The sequence below is a fragment of the Dietzia sp. DQ12-76 genome, assembly GCF_014145045.1.
Taxonomy (GTDB): Bacteria; Actinomycetota; Actinomycetes; order Mycobacteriales; family Mycobacteriaceae; genus Dietzia.
The window spans coordinates 1-2,410 of sequence record NZ_JAALDV010000507.1; the positions used below are offsets into that span (position 1 = coordinate 1).

Sequence of the window (2,410 nt, forward strand, 5' to 3'; positions counted from 1 at the left end):
GCCGCCGGCGCGGCGCCGGCGGTGGGAGCGGTGAGGGAGGTGACGATGACGAGGGCGGCGACCGCCGCGGTCAGCGAACGGCGGGGGCGGGAGGCTGAGGGGCGCATGAGCGGAGACTAACCGCCACTTTCAGTGGGTTTGCGTCTTCCGGTCCAATCCGAAATGCTCGGCCAGCCGGGCCAGAGTGAACTCCTGCCGGAGCTTGCACGCGCTGTTCTGGTTGGCGAACATCCCCTTGACCCAGAACGCCTCGGATCGTGGGACGCTCACCCACCAGCGGACCGGCACGGCGTACTCGGCGTCGTCGTCGCTGTCCGCGACCCCCGGTGGGCCGTGCCTGTACGGGGCGCTGAGCTCCTGATCGGCGAGGTGAACCCACTTGCCGTCCACGAGGACCGAGGCCTGGTCGAAGCGGGTGGCGGGGCGAAGGACCTCGCCTATCGCGACGTACCCGCTCTTGGGGATATGGACGTTGACCCGCGCACCAACCGGGAGGTTGTGCAATGAGCCCGAGTACCAGGTCCCACCTCCCGCGGAGATGAAGCCGAAGCGGCGACCGTCGTCCCAGGCCCGTGTGCCCTCCTCGCCGAACGAGACGAACCAATCGGTCCCGTTCCACTCGGCCCGTTTGCCCTGGTAGTTGCGGGGGGACGTGCCGACGCCTGTCGCACCCTCCTCGCTCGCGGCAAGCCAGGATCGGGCGAGGTAGCGTCGGCCGTCGTCCTCCAGAAAGGTGAAGAACACGACGTTGACGGGAACGCCGAACTCGCGGAGATACGTGACGATCCTCTCGGAGCTGGGGTCCAGGTCGGTGGCGACCACCACCAGAGTGAGCGCGCCGTTGAGCTCATCGGGAGGCGGGGTGCCGAAGACCTCCTCAAAGGCGGTTTCGAATGGACGGTCGAGGTGGCCGTTCGCGAGATCGATGATGCTCTCGTGATCCAAGGTCGTGACCCATGAGCCGTAGTCGAGTACCTGCGCCACCACATCCCGCGGCGTCCTGTCCCGTTTGAGTTCCAGCACGTGGAGGTTGCCCTCGGCGTCGACGGCGAGCAGGTCGATGAGCTTCTGGTACGGCGTGCGTACCTGCCTGCCGATGACCAGGAGCCGATCACCGAGCAATGACGGGTCCCGCTCGAGGAACTCCTCCAGCATCACCTCGGTCGGCATCGTGGTGGGCGACAGTCGGTGAGGCCTGTCGCCGTCCATCCGCCAGATTCCCATCTCGACCGGCACAGCTGTCTCCTCTCGTCGGGTGTCAACGGCGTCTGCCCGACTCCCGCTCCTGTCCACCCGGACGCTGTCGCGAATTACCGTAGTCTCGACCGCCGGCCCGCGGTCAGTAACCTGGGCTCCGTGGCGCACACAGGAATCGACGTCCCCGACCTCACCGGCCAGACGTGGCTCATCACGGGGGCGACCAGCGGAGTCGGCCTGGAGACCGCCCGTGCCGCGTCGGATCGCGGCGCGCGGGTGATCCTCGCGGTCCGGGACACCGTGCGGGGACGCGACATCGCGGCCGCGCTGCCGGGACCCTCGCGGGTCGTCGAATTGGACCTGGCCTCGCTGGAGAGCGTGGGGCGCGCCGCGGACGAGTTGAACGGGGCGGAGGCCGAACCGGTCGACGTGCTGGTCAACAACGCCGGTGCCATCACGACCCGTCGTCGCGAGACCACAGACGGATTCGAGATGCTACTCGGCGTCAACGTGCTCGGGCCGTTCCTCTTCACGAACCTCGTCCTCCCGGGTGTGCGGCGTCGCGTGGTGATCGTCGGGTCCAACGCCCACAAGGCCGGGACCTTCGATTTCGACGACCCGCACTTCGAGCGGCGTCGGTGGTCCGCCGCGGCGGCCTACGCCCAGTCCAAGCTCGGGGATATGTTGTGGGGGCTCGCATTGGACCGGCGGCTGCGGGACGGTCGCTCGGAGGCGGCGGCGACGGGTGTGGACGTGCAGCTCACGCACCCCGGCTGGGCGGCGACCGGCATCTCCAATGCCAGTGGTAACGCCGCGGTGGACAGGATCATCACCGGGTTCTGCTCGGTGTTCGCCCAACCCGCCGACCAGGCGGCGCTCACCACGATGGCCGCGGCGACCCGGCCGCTCCCGTCGTGCAGCTACACCGGGCCGGACGGTCTTCGGAACCTCAGAGGGATGCCCACGCTCATCGGCCGGAGTGCCGAGGCCTCGGACCCGGAGATCGCCGAGCGGTTGTGGCGGTTCGCGGAGTCCTCCGTCGCCAGGGCCTGACCTCCGGCTCCACGCGCTCGCGTCATCGCGGCGACTGTTCGGCGGCCACGATGCCCGACGCCCACCCTGGCGCCGAGCCGTCACCCGGCGGGCCCAACGCCGCGGCATCGATCCCCGAGGTCTGCAGTAGCCAGGAGATCAGCGAGTTCGAGTTCCACAT

General features: G+C 69.0%; 2 protein-coding genes. One reads left to right on the forward strand and one right to left on the reverse strand.

Annotated features, from left to right (window positions below):
- Nucleotides 1–129 precede the first annotated feature (129 nt).
- Nucleotides 130–1,236: a hypothetical protein gene (locus tag G6019_RS15695; protein WP_182612821.1), complete on the reverse strand. Its 1,107-nt coding sequence runs from the start codon at nt 1,234–1,236 to the stop codon at nt 130–132.
- A gap of 120 nt (nt 1,237–1,356) precedes the next feature.
- On the opposite strand from G6019_RS15695, the gene G6019_RS15700 reads away from it, so the two are divergent.
- Nucleotides 1,357–2,250: an SDR family NAD(P)-dependent oxidoreductase gene (locus tag G6019_RS15700; RefSeq protein WP_107757840.1), complete on the forward strand. Its 894-nt coding sequence runs from the start codon at nt 1,357–1,359 to the stop codon at nt 2,248–2,250.
- Nucleotides 2,251–2,410: the final 160 nt, after the last annotated feature.